The 23,022-nt window shown below is 67.2% G+C and carries 24 protein-coding genes; 15 read left to right on the forward strand and 9 right to left on the reverse strand.

The genetic code is table 11. From position 1 onward, the window contains the following. The first annotated feature begins 203 nt into the window (after positions 1 to 203). The gene (locus ACWJI7_RS02250; RefSeq protein ID WP_479934941.1) at positions 204 to 623 is read left to right on the forward strand and encodes a pilin; all 420 of its coding nucleotides are present in this window, start codon (positions 204 to 206) and stop codon (positions 621 to 623) included. A gap of 46 nt (positions 624 to 669) precedes the next feature. Here the strand turns inward: ACWJI7_RS02250 and ACWJI7_RS02255 are convergent, their stop codons facing one another. Then, positions 670 to 2,790, reverse strand: a complete 2,121-nt coding sequence (locus ACWJI7_RS02255; RefSeq protein ID WP_479934943.1) for an O-linked N-acetylglucosamine transferase, SPINDLY family protein — start codon at positions 2,788 to 2,790, stop codon at positions 670 to 672. A 179-nt stretch (positions 2,791 to 2,969) separates the two neighbouring features. Between ACWJI7_RS02255 and ACWJI7_RS02260 the strand changes: the two genes are divergently transcribed. Continuing rightward, positions 2,970 to 3,515, forward strand: a complete 546-nt coding sequence (locus ACWJI7_RS02260; protein ID WP_479934945.1) for a class I SAM-dependent methyltransferase — start codon at positions 2,970 to 2,972, stop codon at positions 3,513 to 3,515. A 19-nt stretch (positions 3,516 to 3,534) separates the two neighbouring features. Here the strand turns inward: ACWJI7_RS02260 and ACWJI7_RS02265 are convergent, their stop codons facing one another. Beyond that, positions 3,535 to 4,398: an ABC transporter permease gene (locus ACWJI7_RS02265; RefSeq protein WP_479934947.1), complete on the reverse strand. Its 864-nt coding sequence runs from the start codon at positions 4,396 to 4,398 to the stop codon at positions 3,535 to 3,537. 113 nt (positions 4,399 to 4,511) lie between these two features. On the opposite strand from ACWJI7_RS02265, the gene ACWJI7_RS02270 reads away from it, so the two are divergent. Next, on the forward strand, positions 4,512 to 5,213 hold the full coding sequence (locus tag ACWJI7_RS02270; RefSeq protein WP_479934949.1) for a response regulator transcription factor: 702 nt from the start codon (positions 4,512 to 4,514) through the stop codon (positions 5,211 to 5,213). Here ACWJI7_RS02270 and ACWJI7_RS02275 read toward each other — a convergent pair. Genes ACWJI7_RS02275 through ACWJI7_RS02295 form a run of 5 tightly spaced genes read right to left on the reverse strand, consistent with a single transcriptional unit; the run spans position 5,159 to position 9,017 of the window. Then, positions 5,159 to 6,769 (reverse strand): sensor histidine kinase, encoded by a 1,611-nt coding sequence (locus ACWJI7_RS02275; protein WP_479934951.1) that lies wholly within the window; start codon positions 6,767 to 6,769, stop codon positions 5,159 to 5,161. The genes ACWJI7_RS02270 and ACWJI7_RS02275 overlap by 55 nt on opposite strands. Before the next feature lie 58 nt (positions 6,770 to 6,827). Continuing rightward, positions 6,828 to 7,505, reverse strand: coding sequence for a prepilin-type cleavage/methylation domain-containing protein (locus tag ACWJI7_RS02280; protein WP_479934953.1), 678 nt, complete (start codon positions 7,503 to 7,505; stop codon positions 6,828 to 6,830). A 2-nt stretch (positions 7,506 to 7,507) separates the two neighbouring features. Further along, on the reverse strand, positions 7,508 to 8,047 hold the full coding sequence (locus tag ACWJI7_RS02285) for a GspH/FimT family pseudopilin (protein WP_479934954.1): 540 nt from the start codon (positions 8,045 to 8,047) through the stop codon (positions 7,508 to 7,510). Beyond that, positions 8,044 to 8,490: a hypothetical protein gene (locus tag ACWJI7_RS02290; RefSeq protein ID WP_479934955.1), complete on the reverse strand. Its 447-nt coding sequence runs from the start codon at positions 8,488 to 8,490 to the stop codon at positions 8,044 to 8,046. The genes ACWJI7_RS02285 and ACWJI7_RS02290 overlap by 4 nt, the downstream gene beginning before the upstream one ends. Further along, entirely contained in the window at positions 8,487 to 9,017 is a 531-nt protein-coding gene (locus tag ACWJI7_RS02295) for a hypothetical protein (RefSeq protein WP_479934957.1), read from the reverse strand. The genes ACWJI7_RS02290 and ACWJI7_RS02295 overlap by 4 nt, the downstream gene beginning before the upstream one ends. A 232-nt stretch (positions 9,018 to 9,249) precedes the next feature. On the opposite strand from ACWJI7_RS02295, the gene ACWJI7_RS02300 reads away from it, so the two are divergent. Genes ACWJI7_RS02300 through ACWJI7_RS02315 form a run of 4 tightly spaced genes read left to right on the forward strand, consistent with a single transcriptional unit; the run spans position 9,250 to position 12,944 of the window. Further along, entirely contained in the window at positions 9,250 to 11,178 is a 1,929-nt protein-coding gene (locus tag ACWJI7_RS02300; protein ID WP_479934959.1) for a pilus assembly PilX family protein, read from the forward strand. Positions 11,179 to 11,183: 5 nt separating this feature from the next. Next, positions 11,184 to 11,714, forward strand: a complete 531-nt coding sequence (locus ACWJI7_RS02305; RefSeq protein WP_479934960.1) for a hypothetical protein — start codon at positions 11,184 to 11,186, stop codon at positions 11,712 to 11,714. After that, the gene (locus tag ACWJI7_RS02310) at positions 11,711 to 12,310 is read left to right on the forward strand and encodes a pilus assembly FimT family protein (RefSeq protein ID WP_479934962.1); all 600 of its coding nucleotides are present in this window, start codon (positions 11,711 to 11,713) and stop codon (positions 12,308 to 12,310) included. The genes ACWJI7_RS02305 and ACWJI7_RS02310 overlap by 4 nt, the downstream gene beginning before the upstream one ends. A 10-nt stretch (positions 12,311 to 12,320) precedes the next feature. Further along, positions 12,321 to 12,944: a prepilin-type N-terminal cleavage/methylation domain-containing protein gene (locus tag ACWJI7_RS02315; protein ID WP_479934963.1), complete on the forward strand. Its 624-nt coding sequence runs from the start codon at positions 12,321 to 12,323 to the stop codon at positions 12,942 to 12,944. A 12-nt stretch (positions 12,945 to 12,956) separates the two neighbouring features. Here the strand turns inward: ACWJI7_RS02315 and lepA are convergent, their stop codons facing one another. Beyond that, positions 12,957 to 14,765, reverse strand: coding sequence for a translation elongation factor 4 (gene lepA, locus ACWJI7_RS02320; RefSeq protein WP_479934965.1), 1,809 nt, complete (start codon positions 14,763 to 14,765; stop codon positions 12,957 to 12,959). 188 nt (positions 14,766 to 14,953) lie between these two features. On the opposite strand from lepA, the gene ACWJI7_RS02325 reads away from it, so the two are divergent. From ACWJI7_RS02325 to ACWJI7_RS02350, 6 genes are all read left to right on the forward strand, one after another. After that, entirely contained in the window at positions 14,954 to 15,217 is a 264-nt protein-coding gene (locus ACWJI7_RS02325; protein ID WP_479934966.1) for a NifU family protein, read from the forward strand. A gap of 52 nt (positions 15,218 to 15,269) precedes the next feature. After that, positions 15,270 to 16,550: a serine--tRNA ligase gene (gene serS, locus ACWJI7_RS02330; RefSeq protein WP_479934967.1), complete on the forward strand. Its 1,281-nt coding sequence runs from the start codon at positions 15,270 to 15,272 to the stop codon at positions 16,548 to 16,550. A 36-nt stretch (positions 16,551 to 16,586) separates the two neighbouring features. Continuing rightward, positions 16,587 to 17,675: an RIP metalloprotease RseP gene (rseP, locus tag ACWJI7_RS02335; RefSeq protein WP_479934969.1), complete on the forward strand. Its 1,089-nt coding sequence runs from the start codon at positions 16,587 to 16,589 to the stop codon at positions 17,673 to 17,675. Positions 17,676 to 17,682: 7 nt separating this feature from the next. Further along, positions 17,683 to 18,381 (forward strand): endonuclease III, encoded by a 699-nt coding sequence (nth, locus tag ACWJI7_RS02340; protein WP_479935141.1) that lies wholly within the window; start codon positions 17,683 to 17,685, stop codon positions 18,379 to 18,381. Positions 18,382 to 18,416: 35 nt separating this feature from the next. Then, positions 18,417 to 18,719: a 30S ribosomal protein S14 gene (gene rpsN, locus ACWJI7_RS02345; protein ID WP_479935142.1), complete on the forward strand. Its 303-nt coding sequence runs from the start codon at positions 18,417 to 18,419 to the stop codon at positions 18,717 to 18,719. An 81-nt stretch (positions 18,720 to 18,800) separates the two neighbouring features. Next, a complete protein-coding gene (locus tag ACWJI7_RS02350; RefSeq protein WP_479934970.1) occupies positions 18,801 to 20,933 on the forward strand; it encodes a polyribonucleotide nucleotidyltransferase in 2,133 nt (710 codons plus the stop codon). Positions 20,934 to 20,958: 25 nt separating this feature from the next. On the opposite strand, the gene ACWJI7_RS02355 is transcribed toward ACWJI7_RS02350, so the two are convergent. Then, entirely contained in the window at positions 20,959 to 21,894 is a 936-nt protein-coding gene (locus ACWJI7_RS02355) for a 3'(2'),5'-bisphosphate nucleotidase CysQ family protein (RefSeq protein ID WP_479934972.1), read from the reverse strand. 32 nt (positions 21,895 to 21,926) lie between these two features. On the opposite strand from ACWJI7_RS02355, the gene rsmI reads away from it, so the two are divergent. Together rsmI and ACWJI7_RS02365 are read left to right on the forward strand one after the other, a co-directional pair. Next, the gene (gene rsmI / locus ACWJI7_RS02360) at positions 21,927 to 22,784 is read left to right on the forward strand and encodes a 16S rRNA (cytidine(1402)-2'-O)-methyltransferase (protein WP_479934974.1); all 858 of its coding nucleotides are present in this window, start codon (positions 21,927 to 21,929) and stop codon (positions 22,782 to 22,784) included. After that, positions 22,784 to 23,017 carry a hypothetical protein gene (locus ACWJI7_RS02365; protein WP_479934976.1) on the forward strand — a complete coding sequence of 78 codons (234 nt, stop codon included), beginning with the start codon at positions 22,784 to 22,786 and terminating at the stop codon, positions 23,015 to 23,017. The genes rsmI and ACWJI7_RS02365 overlap by 1 nt, the downstream gene beginning before the upstream one ends. The last annotated feature ends 5 nt before the right edge of the window (positions 23,018 to 23,022 follow it).

A 23,022-nucleotide genomic window follows, 5' to 3' on the forward strand; every position in this document is an offset into this window, starting at 1 on the left:
CCTTCACTTGGGGGGAAAGAATATTCAATAGTGCCACCGATTTCGACTATAGCGACAAACCTCGACTCCGAAGATGTCTTGTGCTGCAGTGGGTCTCAGATTTCTCGCCTTCCTGGGCGGCCCGATCAGACCTGAACCCTACGCCAATTAGAAGCCTGAACCACGGTCATACTGCTTGGTTGAGAACATCCTTTGATTCGGCCATGCGTACAACGATCCAACTGGAGCTGCTCCGCAAGCTCCGGGAGAGGAAGGGAATGTCCAGGGGCTTCACTCTGGTCGAGCTGATGATCGTCGTGGCGATTGTTGGCCTCCTCTCCGCCGTCGCTCTGCCCCTGTATCTACAAGCACGCAACGCTGCTGGCGCTGGGGCCCGTGTGGGTGAGGCCGTAGGACTGGCCAAGGAATGCGCCACGTTTGTGGCCTCCGGCGGGATCGGTGTGGCACCCACCACGGCCGGCAACTCCATAATCACCTGTGGAGTGGGAGGAGGTACCGTGACAGCCACCTTCACCGCTGGGGCCGGGGGTATCCGTTGCCTCACTGACACCACCACAACTTCGAGCTCCACGGTCACGGTGACCATTGCCTCAACCGGTGCTCTGAGCTGTGCCTTCACCTGATCAACGGACGATGGCTTGATTGCGGACAGACCCAATCCGGTTGTTTTCAGGCCAGCTCCAACGAAGGAGTTGGCCTGTTTTTTGTTGTGGGAACATCCAGCATCCGTCGGAAAGCATTCTCCAAGTGACTGGTCAAGTCGCCTGCGTCGAAGAGTGGGCCACTCAGCACTTGGCTCTGAAAGCTTGCTTTGTTTTCACGATGCCGGAGATAGTCGGAACCGAGTTCAAAGACAATCTCAGCAAAGGCTTGGGGGGTATCAGCAATCCAGTCTGAATGCCCCACGGCCTTCACCAGAGAAGAACTCATGCGAGCTGAGGTTTTCTCACCGCGAATTGCTACCAACGGAACCCCCATTCCAAGGGTATCAATGCCCGTTGTCGCACTACTCCAAGGCGTAGCATCAAGAGCAATGTCAATTAAATTATAACAGTCCATATGCTCTTGCCAGGAAGCCGTTAGCGGCAGATAAAGCAGACGATTTGGATCCACACCATACCCGGCAAGAGTGGTCTCAATGCGGTCTCGAACCAGTGCGGAGGCCGTGAGCCGATCCTTAAGTATCAGAAGGCTCTCCGGCAACTTCATCAGAGCTGCTCCCCAGTAGGCCAACGTCTCCTCCCTCACCTTGGTGAGTTGGTTGAAGGATCCCAGCAAAGGTCCAGGGCGAGTTGCATGCGACTCAGCCTTGGGCAGAGGCATGAACGGTGTGCAGGCCAACCACGGGCGAGCCAAGGGCCACAGCGTTTCGTTGAATTGCCAGGCGAACTCGGCAGGAATGGTTTCCTGATCTCCGATGAAATAGTCGATCGTGTCTAGCCCTGTGCTGGCGTGATAACCGATGTAGTGGCACTGGACGGGAGCGCAGCGCTCAGCCAGTAGATCGATGGCTGTATTAACAGTGAATCCAGACGTTTCCAACAGAATGTCGTAGTCACGGTCACGCAGTCGATTGCGAGCAACGGATGGATGAAGGCCCTGCAGCGAAACAATCGAATCGGCCAGCTGAGCCAACTCTTCTGAGCGTTGCTGATAGCGGATTGATGGAGAGATCAGCTCGACCCAAAACGCGGTCCGGTCATAATGCTTCAAGAACGACTCGATAAATTGACTGACGCAATGCACACCGATCTCAGCGCACAGGATTCCGACGCGAATCCGGCCAGGGGTCCGATTGTTTTCCGGAGTGCATAAGGAGCTTTGGCTGGACCAGGTCTTTTCCCGCAACACAGACCAGTATTTTTTAGCTGCGATGGCAGCTTCAGAGACAGAATCAACATCTGCAACCGAGTAGCAAAACTGTAGGGATTGATGGGTGCAAAGGTTCTGAGGATGAAGATGAAGAACCTCCTTCAAACCATCAACTGCACGCCGAAGGTCTCCCTGCTTGAAGTAGGCCATGGCCAGATTTGCAGCAGGTTCTGCGATCGCAGGAGCCAGATCAACGGCCAACCTGTAACTCTGAATAGCAAGGTCGAGATCGCCTTTCGAAACCAGAGAGTTGCCAAGGTGATAATGGATTTCAGCATCATCATGCTCAAGCTCAATCGCTTGCCGGTAGAGGTCAATGGCTTGATCAGTCTCCCCAATCTCATCCAGAGCACGGCCGATCAGGAAGATCAGCCTGGCATTGTTTGGATAGAGAGCAATCGCCTGCAGGTAATGAAGAATCGCTTCGTCCGCCCTTCCGAACAGCTGCATGGCAAGGCCATAGTTCATGAGCATGAGTTCATGGTCTGGCTGAAGGGCTAGGCCCTTTTCAAGAATGACGATCGCCTCTTCATAGGCTCCTTTACTGAACTTGAGGCGTGAAAGGTTCGAATAGCCTGAAACAAGGTATTCATTGAGTTCAATAGCCTTCTGATAGCATCTTTCAGCCTCGTCCAGCCTCCCGTCTTCTTGGTAAGCAACGCCAAGATTCAGCCATGCCTCTGGATGACCTTCGTCAAGCGCAACAGCATGCTCTAGCAGCTTCAGCCGTTCACTCACCCGACCGTCCAGGCCACAGATCAAGGCGAGGTTGGAGAAAACTTTTGATTGTTGAACTCCCTTCTCGATCAACAATCGATAAATTTTCTCTGCTTCAGAAAAATCCTCCTTATCAATACAGGATTTTGCCAAGACAATCAGACTGGATTCTTCTTCAGGACTGGCAGGTTGACCTTGCATGGAATGGCCGGAACAACGTTTCGTCAAGCAACATGGAATTGCTGACGCAGCTTACGTGCTAACGAAGCCGATGTCCATAACTTCTTGTGCGCCTCTTCAAAACGACCACACTACAACACCGATTGCATACATGAGAAGCCTGGACGGGCTATGCTAACGGCTGAATAAAGGATGTGAGAATGGGAAGAAAGCTGCACATCGGCGGCAAGTCCGCCTCTCCGGGCTGGGAAGTTCTAAACGCGAATCCTGCCGACTACGTCGATCACCTTGGAAATGCCAACGATCTATCACGCTTCGAAGACAATACTTTTAGCAAGATCTATGCATCCCATGTAGTTGAACATCTGGATTACTCAGCCGAATTGATTCTTACTTTGGTCGAGTGGAGCAGGGTGCTCGAGCCTGGCGGATCCATCCACTTGAGCGTTCCGGATCTAGATATCTTAGCCAGGCTGATTCTCCAGAAGGAGAATCAGACGCTGGAGGAGCGTTTCATGGTCATGCGCATGATCTTCGGAGGGCATACTGATCCATATGACTATCATTTGTCTGGTCTCAATGCAGAGTTTCTCACTGAATTTCTCACCAATGCCGGCTTCATTGATATCGAAAGAGTGGATAGCCTTGGCTTCTTTTCGGACACCAGCGAGATGGAGTTCAAGGGCGTCCGAATCAGCCTCAACATGAGAGCCAGAAAACCGACTGCCGATCCCTTGGAATCCTGAGCCAACATTCGATCGCTGCTCACCCAACCCTCCCCTCCCCTCCGCTCACCCAGGCCTCCAGCCCCTCGCCCAGGAACGACAGCCCCAGCACCAGCACGAACATCGCCAGCCCCGGATAGAGGGCTGTCCACCAGATGCCGGTGGGCACCGCCGTGAGGGCCTGCTGCAGGTCGCTGCCCCACTCCGGGATGGATTCCGGCAGCCCCAGCCCCAGGAAGCCCAGGCCCCCCAGCACCAGCACCGCATCGGCGGCGTTGAGGGTGAGCAGCACCGGCACCGACACGATCACGTTGCGGAACAGGTAGCGCCGGATGATCCACAACGGCCCCGCCCCCAGCGACTGGGCCGCCTCCACGTAGAGCTCCGCCTTCACCTGGGCGGCCTGGTTGCGCACCACCCGGAAGTACTGCGGCACGTACACCACGCACAGCGCAGCGGCGGCGTTGGGCAGGCCCCGCCCCAACAGGAAGGCCAGCACCACCGAGAGCAGCAGCACCGGCAGCGTGTAGAGCGTGTCCATCAGCAGCACCAGGATCCGGTCGAGCCAGCCGCCCAGGTAGCCGCTGAGCATGCCCAGCGGCACGCCGATCAGCAGGGCCGTCACCAGGGCCAGCAGCACCACCTGCAGGGCCACGCCGCTGCCGGCCAGGGTGCGCACGCACACGTCGCGGCCGAGGCGGTCGGTGCCACACCAGTGCAGCAGCGACGGGGTGGCGTAGATGTCGTTGGCGAGGCCGGCATTGGGATCGGCCAGCACGCCGAGCTGGATCAGCAGCGGGGTGGCCAGGGCCACCAGCCCGTAGAGCAGCACGATCGCCAGGCCCCAGCGGGCCATGCGGCCCGAGAGGTCGGTGGGACGCCACCTTCTCAGCAGGCTGGTCATGGGCGCAGGGCCTTCCGTGGCGTGCTGCGGCAGTTTGACGCCGCCGGGGGGCGCTGGACGGGTGCCACCGGGCGGCCGGCCCGGAGCTAGGTTGAGAATGATCAAGATTCCCAATGGCGCCCCCCCACGTTCTGATCGTCGATGACGACCCCGAGCTGCGCCGTTTCCTCGCCGGTGAACTCACCGTGGAGGGCTATGCCGTGGAATCGGTGGGCTCGGGTCAGGATGCCCTCTGCAGCCTGCGGGAAACCAGCTGGGATCTGGTGTTGCTGGATTGGACCCTGCCCGATTTCAGCGGGGTGGAGGTCTGCCGCCGGCTGCGCGGCAGCGGCATCACCATCCCCGTGCTGATGCTCACCGCCCGCGACGCGGTATCCGAGCGGGTGAGTGCCCTCGATGCCGGCGCCGACGACTACCTCACCAAACCCTTCTCAATCGAGGAGCTGCTGGCGCGCATCCGCGCCCGGCTGCGGCGGGACAACGGCACCAGCCTGGTCGGCGCGGAGGTGCTGGCCCTGGAGAGCCTGGAGGTGAACATCGCCAGCCGGGAGGTGACCCGAAGGGGGGAGCCCATTCACCTCACCGTGCGCGAGTACGACCTGCTGCTGGCCCTGCTGCGGGAACCCAACCGGGTGCACGAACGTCAGGACCTCCTCAACACCGTGTGGGGGGAGCACTTCGTGGGCGACGCCAACCTGCTCGACGTCTACATCCGCTATCTGCGCAAGAAGATCGAGCGGCCGGGCCAGCCCACCCTGATTCAGACCGTGCGGGGCGTGGGCTTCATGCTCAAGGAAGGTCCTCCGGCCCCCTGAGGGGGCATCCCTACGGCCTCGTTGACCAACCGCGGCAGCAGCAGCTGGAAATCGGCACCACCGCCCGGAGCATCCCGCACCCGGGCCTCTCCGCCCATGCGCCGCATCAGCAGCTGCACCACCGACAGGCCGATGCCGCTGCCGCTGGCCTCGGTGGAGGCCCGCTCGAAGCGCTCGAAGATCCGCTGCCTTGCCGGGCCGGGCACCCCCCGGCCCTGATCACGCACATGGGCCACCACCCACGGGCCGCTGGACGAGCTGCACAGCTCGATCCGGCTGCCGGCAGGGGTGTACTTCAAGGCGTTCTCCACCAGGTTGGTGAGGCACTGCTGCAGGCGCTCAGCATCGCCGCAGGCCAGGGGCAAGGGACCCTCCTCCCCCGGGGCGGCGAGCACGAGGCGGCCGGGGGCCAGCGGATCCAGCCGTTCGAAGGCCTCCAGCAGACACTCCTCGAGGTCGAGGCTGGAGGAGGTGAGCTCCAGCCGTCCGGCGTCGTCGCGGGCGATCATCAGCAGATCGCCCACCAGGCGGCCCATCCGGCCGGCCTCCTCCACGATCCGCCCCACCATCCTCTGCCGGGTCGCCGGATCCTCGGGCTGAGCCCAGCTGGTGGCGGAGCCCCGGCGCAACAGGCCCTGGGCATAGCCGCTGATCAGCGTCAGCGGCGTGCGCAGTTCATGGGCCACCCCGTCGACGAAGGCCTGCTGGCGGTTCCGCTCCACCGCCAGCCGCTGCAGCAGGTCGTTGAAGGCCCGCACGATCGGCAGCAGTTCCTCGGGCTGATCCAGGGCCGACAGCCGCCCCTCCGTCAGCCGCTCCCCATCGATCGCCGCCAGCTGGTCGTCGAGCCGGTCGAGGGGCTGGAGCCCCTCGCGCAGCACCAGCCGCAGCAGCAGGGCCGTGACCAGACAGGCCAGGCCCGCCATCACCAGCAGCAGCAGCTGGGTGGTGCGGCGGATGGCCATGTCGTCGGTCACGTCCTCCAGCACCCGCAGGTGCAGGCTGCGGCTCCCCAGCTCCAGGGGCTGGCTGCTGGAGAGATAGGAGCGGCCGCCCAGCGAGAAGTAGCGCAGCTGGTCCCCGTCGGAATGGTTCATCAGGGCGCTCTGCATCAGCTGGCCGAACGGCACCGGGAGGGGCGGCAGGGATGCGGCGGCCTTCGGCAGGCGATAGGGACGGCCCGGCTGCAGCTCCAGCCAGATCAGCTTGCCGGGAACGAGGGTCGTCTCGAGTGTGGCCTGGAAGCTGGCCGGGCTGGTCGCGTTCAGCGACCGGCTCTGCAACTCATCGCGCAGGAACTCCGTCGCCGCCAGATGGCGCAGCAGGCGGGCCCGGTGGGAGAGATCCTGCTGGGCGAAGATCAGCACCCCATAGCCCGCCAGCACCGCCAGCAACCCGCCCGCCTGCAGGCGGCGGCGCAGCGAAGGATGGGAGCGGCTCCCCCCCCGTGACAGCCGCAGCCATGGAAAGGCCAGCCGGGCCGACACGCCGGGGGCGGGTGGGGTGGCCGTGCTCGTCGGCTGCCCTTCGCTCACAAGGGCATCCGTCGGACCCATGGGGTCGGTGACCGTTGAGAATCGCGGTCAGAGTAGGTCGATTCGGCGGCGGCGCCACTCAGCCCGCCCCCGCCACCGCCTCGCTGCTCAGCCGCTGGGGGCGCTCCCCCGCGCTCTCGAAGCGCTGCTCCAGCCGCAGGGCCACCAGCTGGCCGCCTGGATCGAGGCAGGCCGTGAACGGCAGCGCCGCTGACCCGTTCAGCACGGCGGCGCCCGGCAGGTCGCCGCAGGCGCTCCAGGCCGGCGGATCGGACGCCAGCCGATCCAGCACCACCCGGCTCTGGAAGCTGGCGTCGGGGTTGACGCCACCATCAAGGCCGTAGGCGGGTCCGCAGCGCACCAGCACCTGCCCCTGCCAGATCCCGCTGGGTGGCGCCCCCACCGCGTAGGTGACCGCGGCCTCTCGCCGGCCGGCGCCCTGGCCCGTGACCGTGCGCAGCTGCAGCACCGCCCGTCTCCCCGCCAGGCCGCAGACCACCGCCTGGGGGCCCTCCTCCGGGCGCACCACCGCCACGGCGCGCTCCAGATCCGAGCGGATCAGCGCCAGGGCCCGCCGCTGGTGCTCCCGCTCCCGCACTGCCCGGCTGAAGCGCTGGGCGGAGCGGCCCTCCCCCAGCAGCGCCTGGATCACCACCCCGCAGAACGCCAGCCCCAGGCCCATCGCCAGCAGCAGCTCCACCAGCGAGAACCCGCCATCGCGGCGGCTGCCGCCGCGCCGTGCCGTCCCCGATCCCATGCTCACAGCTCCGGATCCGGCTGGCAGGCGGCGCTCTCGGGTGGGCCGTCCGCCGCTCCGGCGTAGCGGCCCAGCCGCACCACCCCCAGGGGCAGGGCCATCACCAGGCAGCGCCCCAGCGCCGTGCCCGCGCTGGTCAGCACCACGGTGCCGCCATCGAGCACCAGGCCGTTGCTGCTGAAGCGCAGCACCGGCGGCAGGGTGTGGCGCAGAGCCACCACCCCCGGCTCCACCCCCTCATCGAGGCTCCGCACGCCGGAGCTGCAGGGCTCCAGCTCCCCCCCGGCAGGCTCCTCCCAGCCGCCGGCCCCCAGGCTCAGGCCGCAGGGCCGGCCGCGCTCCTCCGCCTCGGCCCGACCCCGCTCGAGGCCCTGGGCCAGCCGCCGCGTGGCGGCCTCCAGCCGCTGCTGCGCCAGCGTTTCGCTCCCCGCCAGCAGCGCCAGAGAGGCCAGCACTCCCAGCACCGACACCCCCACCATCAGCTCGATCAGGGAGAACCCGGCGGCGCTGGCCGGGTGGCGCCGGGGACGGGTCCGCCTCATGCCCCCACCTCCGCGTCGGTGGCGGCGGGCCGGCAGAGGCCGTGGGCCGCCGCCAGAAACAACCGGCGCCGCTCGATGGCCTGCTCCTCGGCGCGCAGCACCAGCCAGAGGCCGCCGCCGCCCTCGGCCGCCGCCGGCTCCAGGACCTCGCTCACCCCCTCCGGCAACGGCAGCGGCGCCGCCAGCTGGTGCCCCATCCATTCGGCCGCCCCGGCACAGTCGGCCGGGGGTGGCGCCTCGGCTGGCTGCGCCGCCCGCTGCTCGGCGGCGCTCCGGCGCAGCCGGTGCTCCTGGCGCAGCAGCACGCCATCGATCCGCCGCATCGTCTCCTGCCGCAGCTGGGCCCGCTGGCTCCAGCTGGCGCTGCTGCTCCAGAGCTGCAGCGAGGCGTTCGACGCCAGGGCGAACACCAGCGCGGCCACCATCACCTCGACCAGGTTCATCGCCCCATCCCCCGCACCGACAGGACATGGAGTGACGCGGGCTCAGGCGCCTCCAGGGCGTCGTCCGGGGGGGCATCGGGCAGCAGCGAGGCCACCGCCACCGCGTAGAGGCGCTCCCCGCCCGCCCCCTCGAGCTCCAGGCGCAGCTCAGCCGGGCGGCCCTCGCCCGCCTCGCCGCCCGCCTCGGCCGGCCGCCACGACACCAGCCGGTAGGTCTCCTCGCCCACGCGGCCCCGCTGCAGCAGGGCCGGATCCAGACCGGCGGGACAACCCGGCACCGGCCTCCGCCACTGCGAGGACGCCAGGGGCAGCAGGCAGGCGTGGGGGCCGCTGAGCCGCGCCGCCACCTGCTGGGCCGCCGAATCCAGGGCGTCCTCGTGCTGGCGCTGGAGCAGCTCCGCCGCCGCCAGGGCGCTGCCCTGCAGGGCCCCCGTCTGCACCGACAGGCTGCTCAGCAGCAGCACCAGGGCGGTGCCGAACGAGAGCGGCAGCAGAAAACCCGCCTCCTCCCGGCCCCGCCTCCCCATCCCCACCCCAACCGATCGACGCGCCATCGGCGCCCTCCTGAGTCAGCACCCCTTGAGCGTTCCCCGCAGCGGACGGTCCTGACCAGGGGAGAGACCCCCGGGCCGGCGTCAGGAACTCTCCATCGGCTTCTCACACGCTTCTCAGCGCCTCCTCGTCCATCGGGGTGAGCTGGTAACTCAGGATTCTCAGTTGTTTGGCATCGGTCACTACACCACTGCCGTGATCCAGCCCATGCCCTCCCCCACCCCCTCCTCGGGCGTCCGGCGCACAGGGTGCGGGAGGAGGCTGCGCCCATCCCTGCTGCTGGCCCTCCTGGCCGATCGCACCGCCGGCCGGAGGGCCCGCCACAGCCAGGCGGGCTTTTCGCTGGCGGTGGCGTTCCTGGTGATCCTCACCGTGATCCTGGGCTCGGTGGCCCTGGCCAGCCGCACCACCCTGGGCAACCTCAGCGCCGCTGATACGGGCGACAGTCTTGAAGCCCGCCAGGCGGCAGAAGCGGGCCTGGCCCTGGTCATCAGCGAACTCAACCGCGAGCGCAACCGGAAGCTGCTCGTCACCGACGTGCCGATGAACAGCTGGAGCAGCGGCAACACGGCCCTGCAGAACCCCTGCCTGGTGGCGGCCGGCACCTCACCCACCAACCAGGCGATCAATCTCGCCAACAACACCGTTCAGAACGTCACCCCCGGGGACACCAGCCGCCAGTTCGTTCTCAACAGCCTTGAAGTGAAGAACGTGAACCGTGCCCGGCGGTTCCGCAGCACCAGCAGCGGCGCCGGCAGCGGCGGCACCTTCACCCCCAATGCTCCGGCCACCGACCGCTACAACACCAGCCTCATCAATCTCGGTGCAGCTCCACCCATTCCTCCGAGCACCGCAGCCACTCCCAACATCGGCTTCCTGGAGGTGAGCGTGGAGGGACGCTTCCGCGGCGCCCGAGCCACCCTCACCCGGGAATATCAACTGGTGCCCAAGTGCTGCCAGCTCTCCTTCGGCAGCGGCCAGCCGCTCCACGGCGCCGACACCCGCAGCTGTGACCCAAGCTTTCCCAGGGTGCTCGTGGGCATCAGCGGCGGCGGGCTCACCGCCACGCCCGGCTCCCAGATCGGCGTGCAGAACTCGGCAACGGGGGCCCAGCCCGATGAGATTCTCTGCGTCACAAACCTGGCCCTCTGCCCGGGGGCCGGGGGCAGCGGAACCACCGCCAGCGTGGACGGGGTGCCGGTCACCCCGATCAACATCGATCTTCCCGAGGTTCCCAACTATCTCCAGCAGATCGGCGGCATCTGCCCAACCGGACAGGACTGCACCATAGGCGCGGTGATCCGCTCCGATTCCACCGCCTCGAAAGACTATCTGCGCGTGAACGCCGCCGGTAACGGGGTGGAGCTCTGCAACGCCAACAACGTCAACACCCTGGCTACCACCAACGACGACGACGCCGGCAATCTCGCCCTCTCAACCACGGTGGCCGATTGCACCTCTGCCGGAATCAACGAATTCTGCGCCAAGTCCACCAATGGAATCGATGATGGCTTCCATTGCAGAATTTCAAGGCTGACCGTGTGTGATGACACATCGCCAGCGCAGGCCGGCAACACCAATTGCGGTGCTGACAGCCCTTTGCCAGGAACCAGCGAAGCCAACCGAATCAACAACAACAGCTTCATCATTGACACCTCCGGCGCACCGATCTACCTCTATTTCAATGAGGCTTGGAACGCCACCGGCGTTGATCTGATCGGCGGATTTGACGACGGTCAGATCGTGCATGTCTCCTGTGACACGGTGCCCGGTCCCAGTCAGGCCTGTTCCCAGTCGGCCCCACCGGACGATTCCAGCAAGGCCGTCTTCTACAGCGACAAAGACATCGAAATCCGCGTCGGCGATGACGGGTTCATCCGTGACCTGTTCATGTATCTTCCCGAAGGCAAACTCTTTCTTCGCTCCGACAATAACAACGAAGACGAAACGTTCACCCCCAACTACACCGGTTCATTGTGGGTGAACGACCTCGAAATGGGATTATCCAATCGGCCCAATTATCTGACTCAGCTGTTCGTCCCCCCGAATTCCAATTCCTTCTTCCTTCCGCCCGGCTTCCCGCTCCCCCTGTTCGACTGGGTCGCTCGCAGCACCACCTCCACCTCGCTGTTCTGAGTGCCTTGAAGGTCACCCGCCTCCATCGCTTCCGCCCGGTCCCTGCTCCGGATGGCTTCTCGATCGTGGAAATCCTGATCGGCACGGTGTTGCTCGCGATTACTCTGTCGATGGCCGCCACGCTCAGCATGGTCTCCACCGGGGCCATGCGCAGCAGCGAAGCGCGCAGCCGCGGTCAGGCCCAGATCGACAGTGATGTCGCCGCCATCCGGGATCTGGCCGAAACCTATACCTGGTGCACCGGCAGTGGTGGGTTCAGCTGCGGGAGCATCCCGGCCCGCACCGAGACCTACTACTTCCCCACCAACGCCGCGGCGATCGTCAGCTTCGAAACCGCCTGCTCCAATCCGGTCACGGGCGACCTGAACGGGGCCCTGGTGGCCGCGATCAACGGCCGAGCCCAGCCCCAGGGCATCACCCGCACCGTGGTGAACGACACCACCTCAACGGCCCATCGCCTGCGCATCACCTATGCAGGCCCGGAGGCGAACCGGGTGGTGGTGGTGGTTCCCACGGTGGCCGCCTGGTGCCCGTGACCAGAACCCTCCCCTCACGCCTGGCCGCAGGAGGCTTCACCCTGATCGAACTGATGGTCACGGTGGCCGTGCTCGGCATCCTCTCCGCGGCGGTGATCAACGCCACCGGCGCGGAATGGCGGCGGGAGCGGGTCAACAGCGCGGCGATCGAACTGGCCGGCTGGCTGGAATCCATCCGTGGCGCCTCCCAGCGTCTCGGCTCCAACTCCCCCACCGGCTGCACGGTCACCTTCAGCCCCAACCCCAGCCCCAAGGCGGCTGGCGCTGAGCTGGCCAGGGTCACCCCAGCCGCCTGCGCCGCCACATCGCCGGTGTCGGCCGCCGACCCCAGCGCCAGGGCATTTCTGCTGCCGGGCCTCGCCGCCAGCCCCGATCGCTATGACGTGGCCCTGGTTCCTGCCGCCCCCCTCACCGTCAGCTTCACCCCCCGGGGCTCCATCTCGGCGGTGGTGGACACCGACGTCAAAGTGCTGCTCGCCGGCAGCACCCTGCTGCGCTGTGTGCGCCTCACTGCCACCGTGGGGCTGATCCGCATCGGCGGCAACAGCAACGCGGCCAGCGTTGGGGCCGCCTGCGATTCCTTCACCGTCTATTGAACTCCTGCCCTTGCCCCGTCGCGTGCCCACCACCACCCCGCCCCACTTCCGCATCCGCCCCCGGAGACGAGCCGCCTCGGCCGGTTTCACCCTGGTGGAACTGCTGGTCGCCGCCGCGATCGGGTCGCTGCTGCTGGCCGCCTCCGCCAGCACCGTGGTCTCCCAGATCAGGAGCGGCCGCACGATGGAAACCGCCCAGGCCCTCCGAAACGACATGGGCCGACTCGGCTTCTTTCTGCTCGCCGAGATCAGCGAAGGTGCCTCCATCTCCTACGGCCAGCCCGTCAGCGGCTGCGCCGGCGTCACCGGCAACGCGCTGTTCACCATCAACGTGCCCAACCTCGGCAGCAATGTGGCCGTCCTGCCCACCACTCCGATCGATTACTACGTCACCGGTACGGGTGCCACCGCCAGCCTGAATCGCTGCGGCCCTCCGGTTCAGGCCAACGGCAGCCTTGATTTCTCCGGAGGCCGCCAGGCCTCCACGGTGAGCCTCAACACCACTTTGACGCTCACCAACACCACCGATCCCAAGTCCCTCCATTACGACCTCACGGTGAGGGATCCCGACGGAGCCAACCCGATGATCCGCACCGGCAACCAGGCCACCACCCGGGTCACTCTGATCAACTGAGTCCCAGCCGGCTCACTGGTTCAGCTTCAGCACCGCCATGAAGGCCTCCTGGGGCACATCCACCTTGCCCATCGCCTTCATGCGCTTCTTGCCCTTGGCCTGCTTCTTGAGCAGTTTCTTCTTGCGGGAGATGTCGCCCCCGTAGCATTTGGCCAGCACATCCTTGCGGATCGCGCTGATGCTTTCGCTGGCGATGATGCGGCTGCCGATCGAGGCCTGGATCGGAATCTTGAACTGCTGCCTGGGAATCAGCTCCTTCAGCTTCTCCACCAGGCTCTTGCCCACGTTATAGGCCTTGTCACGGTGCACGATCGTGGTGAGCGGATCGGCCTTCTCGGCATTGATCAGCACATCGAGGCGCACCAGCTCGTTTTTGCGATAGCCGATCAGACTGTATTCCATCGAGGCGTAGCCCTTGGTGCGGCTCTTCATCTGATCGAAGAAATCAGTGACCACCTCGGCCAGCGGCATTTCGTAGTGCAGGGTCACCCGATCGGTGGTGATGTATTTCATGTCGATGAACTCCCCTCGCCGCTCCTGGCACAGCTCCATCAGGGTGCCGTTGTAACTGTTTGGGGTGTAGATCTCCAGCTTCACGTAGGGCTCTTCGATCGATTCCCGCTTCTGGGGATCGGGCAGGGTGGCGGGATTATCCACCATGAGCACGCTGCCATCGATCATGTTCACCTGATAGATCACCGAGGGTGCGGTGACGATCAGATCCAGGTTGTACTCCCGCTCCAGCCGCTCCTGCACGATCTCCATGTGCAACAGCCCCAGGAAGCCACAGCGGAAGCCGAAGCCCATGGCGCTGCTGGTTTCCGGCTCGTACTTGAGGGCCGCATCGGAGAGCCTGAGCTTGTCGAGGGCCTCGCGCAGATCGGGATACTGATCCGCGTCGGTGGGGAACAGGCCGCAGAACACCATCGGCTTGGCTTCGGTGTAGCCCGGCAGGGGCTCGGCCACCGGATCGGCCAGCAGGGTGATCGTGTCGCCGACGCGGGCATCGGCCACCGCCTTGATCGAGGCGCTCAGGTAGCCCACCTCGCCGGCATGGAGGCTCTCCACCTGGCGCTGGTCGGGCGCCATCACGCCCACCTCATCGAGCTCGTAGCTGGTCTTGCTGGCCATCAGCAGCACCTTGTCCTTCCTGGCGACCCGTCCGCTGATCACCCGGAAATACACGATCACGCCCCGGTAGGGGTCGTAATAGGAGTCAAAGATCAGGGCCCGCAGCGGCTCGGCCACCCGATCCGGCGGCGGTGGCACCCGCTCCACGATCGCCTCGAGGATCTCCGGGATGCCCAGCCCCGTCTTGGCGGAGCAGTCGATCGCCCTGGAGGTGTCGAGCCCGATGATCGATTCGATCTCCTGTTTGATCCGCTCCGGATCGGCGCCGGGCAGATCGATCTTGTTGAGCACCGGGATGATCTCCAGATCATTCTCCAGCGCCAGATACACGTTCGCCAGCGTCTGCGCCTCCACCCCCTGGCTGGCATCCACCACCAGCAGCGCCCCCTCACAGGCCTGCAGGCTGCGGCTCACCTCATAGGAAAAGTCCACATGGCCAGGGGTGTCGATCAGGTTGAGGATGTAGGTGTGGCCATCGGCGCCGCTGTACTCCATCCGGGCGGCCTGGAGCTTGATCGTGATGCCCCGCTCCCGCTCCAGCTCCATGTTGTCGAGAAACTGCTCCTGCATGTCCCGCACCGCCACGGTTCCCGTGTCCTGCAGCAGTCGATCGGCCAGGGTCGATTTGCCGTGGTCGATGTGGGCGATGATGCAGAAATTACGGATCCGCTGAACGGGAACATCGGTCATGCGGTGGTTGATTCCCGGCTCGGGCGCGGTGAACTCTGGCCTGTGATCCTAGGGAGCCGCCCTCGGGTGCCTTCCCCCCCGGGCCTCCCCCCCGGAGCTCGCCGCCGCCCGCCCCGGGCACGGCCGCCGGGTTCGTCAGCCCCCAGGTCCACTCCCTACGCTGGATGCACCGCCACCCTTCCCCAGCCATGACCACCGAAACCGCCCCGATCTCCGATCCCCGCGCCCTCACGATCGAGAACGTGGAGCGGGTGCTCGATGAGCTGCGGCCCTATCTGATGGCGGACGGCGGCAATGTGGAGATCGTCGAGATCGATGGTCCCACCGTCAAGGTGCGGCTGCAGGGCGCCTGCGGCAGCTGCCCCAGCAGCACCATGACCCTGAAGATGGGCATTGAGCGCAAGCTGCGCGAGTCCATCCCCGAGGTGAGCGAAGTGGTTCAGGTGCTCTGAGGAGCGGCCCATCACCGGCCCGTAGGCTTCTCGCGCCCCCGCCACCGGAGCCGTGCTCGACCAGCGCCTGCTGCGCGACAACCCCGAGCTGATCGTCCAGCAGCTCGGGCGCCGCGGCATCGCCCTCGATCTCACGGCCCTCCAGCTGATCGCCCGCCAGGAGCGCGACCTGGAGCAGCAGCGCAGTGACCTCCAGGCGGAGGGCAACCGGATCGGTCGCCAGGTGGGTGAGCGCATCCGCGCCGGGGAAGCCCCCCACAGCCCGGAGGTGCAGGCCCTGCGCGATCGGGGCAACACGATCAAGCAACAGGTGGCGGTGTTCGAGGAGGAGGAGAAATCCCTCGAAGCCCGCCTGCGCGAGCAGTTGCTCACCTTCCCCAATCTGCCCTCCCCCCTCTGCCCCGAAGGCCGCTCCGAGGCCGAGAACGTGGAGCGGCGGCGCTGGGGCACCCCCCGCGATTCCAAGGGGCTCCTGGAGCACTGGCAGATTGCCGAGCGGCTCGGCCTGCTCGACAGCGAGCGCTCGGTGCGGATCGCCCAGAGCCGCTTCGTCACCCTGATCGGCCAGGGCGCCCGGCTGGAGCGGGCCCTGATCAGCTTCATGCTCGATCTGCACGCCAGCCGGGGCTACCGCGAGCTGCTGCCGCCGATCCTGGTCAACAGCGCCAGCCTCACCGGCTCCGGCCAGCTGCCCAAGTTCGCCGAGGAAAGTTTCCGCTGCGCCGACGACGACCTCTGGCTCACGCCCACCGCCGAGGTGCCGATCACCTCGTTCCACCGCGATGAGCTGATCCCGGCCGAGGCGCTGCCCCTGCGCTACGCCGCCTACACCCCCTGTTTCCGCCGCGAGGCCGGCTCCTACGGCCGCGACACCCGCGGCCTGATCCGCCTCCACCAGTTCAACAAGGTGGAGCTCTACTGGTTCTGCCACCCCGACGCCTCCGAGGCCGCCCACCAGCAGCTCACCGCCGACGCGGAGGCGGTGCTGCAGGCCCTCGATCTGCCCTACCGGGTGATCGAACTCTGCTGCGGCGATCTGGGCTTCTCCGCCGAGCGCACCTTCGACCTGGAGGTGTGGCTACCGGGCGCCGGCGCCTACCGGGAGATCTCCAGCTGCAGCAGCTGCGGCGAGTTCCAGGCGCAGCGCTCCTCCATCCGCCTGAAGGAGGGGAAGAAAACCCGCCTGCTCCACACCCTCAACGGCAGCGGCCTGGCCGTGGGCCGCACCATGGCGGCCCTGCTCGAAAACGGCCAGCAGAGCGACGGCAGCGTGCGGCTTCCCGCCCCCCTGGCCCCCTACCTCGGCACCGACGTGCTCCGGGCCGACGCCTGAACGCTCCACAATGGAGCCTTCTGGGCAGGGCATTGCATGGGCGTTCTGGCGGCACTGGCGATCCTGGCGGGGTTGATCGTGGTGCACGAGGCCGGCCACTTCTTCGCCGCCACCTGGCAGGGCATCCGCGTCAGTGGCTTCTCGATCGGTTTCGGGCCGGTGCTGCTGGAACGCCAGCGACGCGGCGTCCAGTTCGCCCTGCGGGCGATCCCCCTGGGCGGCTATGTCGCCTTCCCCGACGACGACGAGGACAGCCCCATCCCCGCCGACGACCCCGACCTGCTGCGCAACCGCCCCCTGCCCCAGCGGGCCCTGGTGATCGCCGCCGGTGTGCTGGCCAACCTGCTGCTGGCCTGGGCCGTGCTGCTGGGCCAGGGGCTGGTGGTGGGGGTGCCGGCCGGCTTCAGCGCCAGTCCGGGGGTGGTGGTGGCCGCCGTCCAGCCGGGCCAGGCGGCCGCCGCCTCCGGCCTGCAGGCGGGCGATCGCATCCTCAGTCTTGGCGGTGTGCCGATCAGCGGCCACCAGGGCGCCGTGGCCGACCTGGTGGCCGACATCCAGGGCGCGCCCCAGCGCACCCTGGCCCTGGAGGCCGACCGCGGCGGCCAGCGGCTCAGCCTGCGCCTCACCCCCTCCGATCAGGGTGGCATCGGCCGCATCGGCGCCCAGCTCCAGCCCAACGGCAGCGAGGTGTTCCGCCCCGCCCGGGGGCCGCTGGAGCTGATCGGCCAGACCAACCGGATCTTCGTGCAGCTCACCCGCCGCACCGTGGAGGGCTTCACCGCCCTGGTCACCCGCTTCGGTGAAACGGCGCCCCAGGTGTCGGGTCCGGTGAAGATCGTCGAGATGGGGGCCAACCTGGCCCGCCAGGGCGGCGGCAGCCTGTTCGTGTTCGCGGCCCTGATCTCGATCAACCTGGCCGTGCTCAACGCCCTGCCGCTGCCCCTGCTCGACGGCGGCCAGTTCGCCCTGCTGCTGCTCGAGGGCGTGCGGGGCCGCCCCCTGCCCGAGCGCCTGCAACTCGCCTTCATGCAGTCGGGCTTCCTGCTGCTGGTGGGGCTGAGCGCGGTGCTGATCGTGCGCGACACCAGTCAGCTCTCGGTGGTGCAGCAGTTGCTCAGCCGCTGAGGTGGCGGTGACCGCCCGGCGCCCCCGCTTCCCCACCGCCCGCCAGCGGGCGCCCCTGATCCTGGAGCGGCTCGGCGCGCTCTACCCCGAAGCCACCTGCTCCCTGAACTGGCGCACCCCCTGGGAGCTGCTGGTGGCCACCATCCTCTCGGCCCAGTGCACCGACGAGCGGGTCAACCGGGTCACCCCAGCCCTGTTCGAGCGCTTCCCCGACGCGGCGGCGGCCGCGGCCGTTGCCCCCGCCGACCTCGAGCCCTACGTGGCCTCCACCGGCTTCTTCCGCAACAAGGCGAAGCACATCGTGGCCGCCTCGCGGCTGCTGCTCGAGCGCCATGGCGGCGCGGTGCCCCGCAGCATGGAGGAGCTGCTGGAGCTGCCGGGGGTGGCCCGCAAGACCGCCAACGTGGTGCTGGCCCACGCCTACGGCATCAATGCCGGCGTCACGGTGGACACCCACGTGCGGCGGCTCAGCAACCGCCTCGGCCTCACGCGCCAGAGCGATCCCCGCCGGATCGAACCGGATCTAATGCGGCTGCTGCCCCGGCCCCAGTGGGAAACCTTCTCAATCCGGCTGATCTTCCACGGCCGGGCGATCTGCAACGCCCGCAAGCCGCTCTGCGCCGGCTGCGCCCTGGCCGACCTCTGCCCCAGCCACCTGGAGCACGACCCGTCGGGACGGCGCCGGGCGGGACCGGCCACACGGTAGGTTGGGTCACCCCCAGATTGAGTCACAGCGGCCGCATGGCGAAGAAGTCGATGATTGCGCGGGATGTGAAGCGCAAGAAAATGGTGGAGCGCTTCGCCGCCAGGCGCGCCGCCCTCAAGGCCTCCTTCGAGGCCGCCGCTGACCCGATGCAGCGCCTGGAGATCCATCGCCAGATCCAGGCCCTGCCGCGCAACAGCGCCCCCAGCCGTGTGCGCAACCGCTGCTGGGCCACCGGCAAGCCCCGCGGCTTCTACCGGGATTTCGGGCTCTGCCGCAACCAGCTGCGGGAGCGCGCCCACAAGGGACTGCTGCCCGGCGTGGTCAAATCGAGCTGGTAGGCGGCGCCCCGGAGCCCGCCGCGACCCGCAACAGGCCGGATGCGAGAATGGTGGGTGATAACAAAACGGACATAAAACGACGTGCCAGGACAGATTCAGACGGTCTCCTTCGATGGTCGGGAGATCCGGCTGACCACAGGATTGTTCGCCCCCCAGGCCGGGGGCTCCGTGTTGGTCGAATGTGGTGACACCGCCGTGCTGGTCACGGCCACCCGCTCCAAGGGCCGCGAAGGGATCGATTTCCTCCCCCTCACCTGCGATTACGAAGAGCGCCTCTACGCCGCCGGCCGCATCCCCGGCAGCTTCTTCCGCCGGGAGGCCCGTCCCCCCGAGCGGGCCATCCTCACGACCCGCCTGATCGATCGGCCCCTGCGGCCCCTGTTCCCCTCCTGGCTGCGGGACGATCTCCAGGTGGTGGCCACCACGCTCTCGCTCGATGAGCGGGTCCCGCCCGATGTGCTGGCGGTCACCGGCGCTTCGATCGCCACCCTGCTGGCGAAGATCCCCTTCCACGGCCCGATGGCGGCCGTGCGCGTCGGCCTGCTGGGCGATGATTTCGTGCTCAACCCCAGCTACCGGGAGATCGAGCGCAGCGAGCTCGACCTGGTGGTGGCCGGCACCCCCTCCGGTGTGGTGATGGTGGAGGCGGGCGCCAACCAGCTCCCCGAGCAGGATGTGATCGAAGCGATCGACTTCGGCTACGAAGCCGTGGGCGAGCTGATCAAGGCCCAGCAGAAGCTCCTGGCCGATCTGGGCCTCGAGCAGGTGCTCCCCGAGCCCCAGGTTCAGGACCCGGCCCTTCCCGCCTTCCTGGAACAGGAATGCGGCAGCGGCATCGGGGAGGTGCTCAAGCAGTTCGGCCTCAGCAAGGCCGAGCGCGATGCCCAGCTCGATGCGATCAAGGCGGAGGTGGCCGGCAAGATCGCCGCCCTCAACGAGGACGACCCGATCCGCACCGCCGCCGCCGGCAAGGCCCTGGGCAACACCTACAAAGGCATCACCAAGAAGCTGATGCGCGCCCAGATCCTCAGCGAGGGCAGGCGGGTCGACGGTCGCGCCCTCGACGAGGTGCGGCCGATCACGGCGGCCGTGAGCGTGCTGCCCAAACGGGTGCATGGTTCGGGGCTGTTCCAGCGCGGGCTCACCCAGGTGCTCTCCACCGCCACCCTGGGCACCCCCAGCGATGCCCAGGAGCTCGACGATCTCAATCCGTCCAGCGAAAAAACCTACCTGCACCACTACAACTTCCCCCCGTACTCCGTCGGTGAAACCCGGCCGATGCGGTCCCCCGGCCGCCGGGAGATCGGCCACGGCGCCCTGGCCGAACGGGCCCTGGTGCCCGTGCTGCCGCCGAAGGAATCCTTCCCCTACGTGCTGCGGGTGGTGTCGGAGTGCCTCAGCTCCAACGGCTCCACCTCGATGGGCTCGGTCTGCGGCAGCACCCTGGCGCTGATGGATGCCGGCGTCCCCCTGAAGGCCCCGGTCAGCGGCGCCGCCATGGGTCTGATCAAGGAGGGCGACGAGGTGCGCATCCTCACCGACATCCAGGGCATCGAGGATTTCCTCGGTGACATGGACTTCAAGGTGGCCGGCACCGAGAAGGGCATCACCGCCCTGCAGATGGACATGAAGATCAGCGGTCTGGCGGTGGCCACCATCGCCGACGCCGTGAACCAGGCCCGGCCGGCCCGGCTGCACATCCTCGAGAAGATGCTGGAGGCGATCGGCAAGCCCCGCGACGTACTCTCCCCCCACGCCCCGCGCCTGCTCAGCTTCCGCATCGACCCGGAACTGATCGGCACCGTGATCGGCCCCGGCGGCCGCACGATCAAGGGCATCACCGAACGCACCAACACCAAAATCGACATCGAGGACGGCGGCATCGTCACGATCGCCAGCCACGACGGCGCCGCCGCCGAAGCGGCCCAGCGGATCGTGGAGGGTCTCACCCGCCGCGTCAGCGAAGGGGAGCAGTTCAGCGGATCGGTCACCCGTATCATCCCGATCGGCGCCTTCGTGGAGATCCTTCCCGGCAAGGAGGGGATGATCCACATCTCCCAGCTCTCCGAAGCCCGGGTCGAGAAGGTGGAAGATGTGGTGAAGGTGGGTGATCAGGTCACCGTGCGGGTGCGGGAGATCGACAACCGCGGTCGCATCAATCTGACCCTGCGCGGGGTGGTCCAGGAACCAGCGCCGGTCTCCATCACCGTCTGATCCTTCCCGCCGAGGGAGGATCCGATCAGACCACGAAGCCCGGATCGATCGTGGCCATCGCCGCGCTCGCCCGGGCACAGAGCAGCGCATGGGCCGGTCCGTGGCTGGCGATCAGACAGCCGGCCTGGCGCACGTCGCCGGTGTTGTAGGTGAGGGGACGGCCATCAGCATGGCTGAAGGCCCCTCCCGCCGCCCGCAGCACCGCCTCCGGAGCCGCCATGTCCCAGTCCTTCGGGGCGCTGCGGCCCGAGAGGGAGATGTAGAGATCGGTGTCCCCCCGCAGGATCGTGGCCACCTTGCAGCCCACACTGCCCACCGCCAGGGAAGAGCCCAGCTCCAGGGCCCCCACCAGTTGCTCCAGCCGCTGATCGCGGTGGTTGCGGCTGGCCACCAGCACCAGCTCGGGGGGATCCTGCCGGTCACTCAGCTGGGGCGCAAAGCGCTCGCCGGCGCGGTTCTCCCGCCAGGCACCCCCGATCAAGGCCTCCGAGACGGCCCCCACCAGGCCGAACCAGAGTTCTTCGCGTTCCGGCAGCAGCACCACCCCCAGCACCGGCTCGCGCCCCCGCACCAGGGCTAGATGCACGGCGTACTCGCCGGTGCCCTGGAGAAAATCCTTGGTGCCATCGAGCGGATCGAGGATCCAGAGCCATTCCGCCGCCAGCGGCTCCCCCTCCCGCAGCTGCCCCTTGGCGGTTTCCTCGCTCAGCAGGGTCCAGGGGGCGCTGAGGAAGGCATCCGCCAGGCCCTCCAGCAGGTGGCGGTTCACCGCCAGATCAGCCGCGGTGACCGGTCCCTCGCCACCGTCATCCACGCTCAGGGCGGGCTCGAAGCCGAAGGGCGGCTGCTCGGCGCGGGCGTAGGCCCGCAGAATGTCGGCCGAATCCCAGCTGAGGCGCCGCAGCACGTCCAGCAGCTCCTCCACCTCGATGCCGGCGGGAAGGATGGGGGAAGCCATCATGGAACGGGTCCCAGGGAATTCTGAGCAGCATTGTGGAGCAAGGCAGCGAACCGGCCCCGGGCGTGCTCTATCTGGTGGGAACGCCGATCGGCAACCGGGCCGATCTCTCCCCCCGCGCCCAGCGCGTGCTGGCCGGTGTCGACCGGATCGCCTGCGAGGACACGCGCCACAGCGGCAGCCTGCTGGCCGGCCTCGGCCCCCCCGGCCGGCTGCTCAGTTTCCATCAGCACAACCAGAGCGCCCGGCTGCCGGAGCTGCTGGCGGCGCTGGAGGCCGGCGAGAGCCTGGCGGTGATCAGCGACGCCGGCCTGCCGGGCATCTCCGATCCGGGCGAGCTGCTGGTGGCGGCCGCCCGCGCCGCCGGCCGGCCGGTGATCTGCGTGCCGGGGCCCTGCGCCGTCACCACCGCCCTGGTGAGCAGCGGCCTGCCCAGCGGCCGTTTCTGCTTCGAGGGGTTCCTGCCCCCCCGTCCGGGCCCCAGGCGCCGCCGGCTGCGGGAACTGGCCGGCGAGTCCCGCACCGTGGTGCTGTTCGAGGCGCCGCACCGGCTGCTCGCCCTGCTGGAGGATCTGCTGGCCGAGCTGGGGGATCGTCCGCTGCAGGTGGCCCGGGAGCTCACCAAGCGGCACGAGGAGCAGATCGGACCCAGCGTGGGCGCGGCCCTGGAGCACTTCCGCCGGGTGGCCCCCCGGGGGGAATGCACGCTGGTGCTGGGCGGCGCGCCCGGGGCGGCGGCGCCCGCCTGGGAGGAGGAGGCCTTGCGCGATGAGCTGGAGCGGCGGGTGGCGGGCGGCCTCAGCAACGGCGACGCCGCCCGCCAACTGGCTGAGGAAACGGGCCTGTCCCGCCGCAACCTCTACGGTCTGCTGCATCGAAGCGATCCGGCCTGATGCTGCTGCGCCTGCGCCTGCTGCTCACCAGCCTCGGCGGCGGCCTGCTGCTGCTGCTGATCCTCTGCCTGGGGGCCCAGAACCTCTCCGAGCGCCCCAGCCTGCGGCTCGGGGTCGGCCGCAGCGCACCCCTGCCCAGCGGCGTGCTGGTGGGGATCGCCCTGGCCCTGGGGGTGATCAGCGGCGGCAGTGCCGCCGCCCTGCTCCTGCCCCGGCGGGATCCGGGGCCCTAGACGGG

Source organism: Cryptocyanus atlanticus LEGE 06306, from assembly GCF_056633155.1.